1 protein-coding gene is annotated in these 1054 nt (G+C 39.0%); it reads right to left on the bottom strand.

Features of this window, described 5'->3' with window-relative positions; genetic code table 11:
* Window positions 1–54: 54 nt before the first annotated feature.
* Window positions 55–1054 (bottom strand): zonular occludens toxin domain-containing protein (locus tag H5079_RS18110; RefSeq protein ID WP_182684618.1); only part of this gene is annotated, 1000 nt, incomplete at its 5' end.

Raw genomic sequence — 1054 nt, 5'->3', positions numbered from 1 at the left:
CCGTTAAATAATCCGCTACGCTCAGGCTTCGCTTGGCGGATTATTTTAAACGGTTTATAAAGATGATAATAAAGAAATATCGGTATCTGGTTTGTCGGGTTTGGGTTGCTCGTATCGGTTAGGGCTACACAACGCGCGATAAACAAAAGTGCCTTGTTTAATAATTACATTACACGGGCTGAAATACTGAATACTAAAACCCATACTGGCTAAGTCGTAAGAATTAACACTAAAGACACCGTACTTTTCAGTTATAAATTCAAATATGTATTCTCGGTGCGTTCTGTCTGGCCGCTTTACTTCCTGAATGCCAGTGACGAAAACCTCACTTGCCCCATATGGCAAACCTACAAGAATAGGCTCACCATTAGAAACCTGAAAATTAGCATTATTACTATTAGGACTAATATTTTTTTTAGGATTTTCCACACTGATTTCAGTGGTTTTTTCAACATCTTGAACGTCGCCTTTATCACCGGTGAAATACCATAACCAATACAATATGCACAAAAAGATAGCAGTAACCGGAAAGGCAAAAATAGGACTGAATAAGAAATTCTTACCTTGTCCTTTTGTAATACCTCCGGTAGCGGTCGATTTGTAGCATTTGTGGACTTCGATGGGGATTTTTTTCCACGTGATGGTACTTGATTTGTTTGGGGTTTTTCCGTCGAGTTTTGGGTTATGCTCGAAGATTCGCGGCCTTCTGTTGTAATAAGGGATTGCTGCGAGTCCATCAAAATACTTGTGGGCATAGGCGTATTGACTAACGTTTCTAATGTATTTATGGACGCTGGTAATATCGGGGGTACAGACGATAATATCCCAGTTGTATTTTCTGTGTCGCATGTAACACTCTTTGAGTGTTTTGGGGTAAATAATGTGGCCATGTTCGTTAAATAACTCCCGTCCTAAATCGTCAGTATCGCCGCTGGTTAAGTTCTCAGGTTTAAATTTTTCTAGTTGTTCATAGTGATATTTATACCAATGCTCGGGTATCAAATCCTTGTAAGTGTCTATGTGTTTATAGTTACAAGATTCAGGTTTAAACGTT

Origin of the sequence: Pseudoalteromonas sp. SG44-5 (assembly GCF_014164175.1) — a bacterium.
GTDB classification, from domain to species: domain Bacteria; phylum Pseudomonadota; class Gammaproteobacteria; order Enterobacterales; family Alteromonadaceae; genus Pseudoalteromonas; species Pseudoalteromonas nigrifaciens.
Note: the sequence above shows the minus strand (reverse complement) of the source record. Positions and strands in the feature narration are given on the sequence as shown.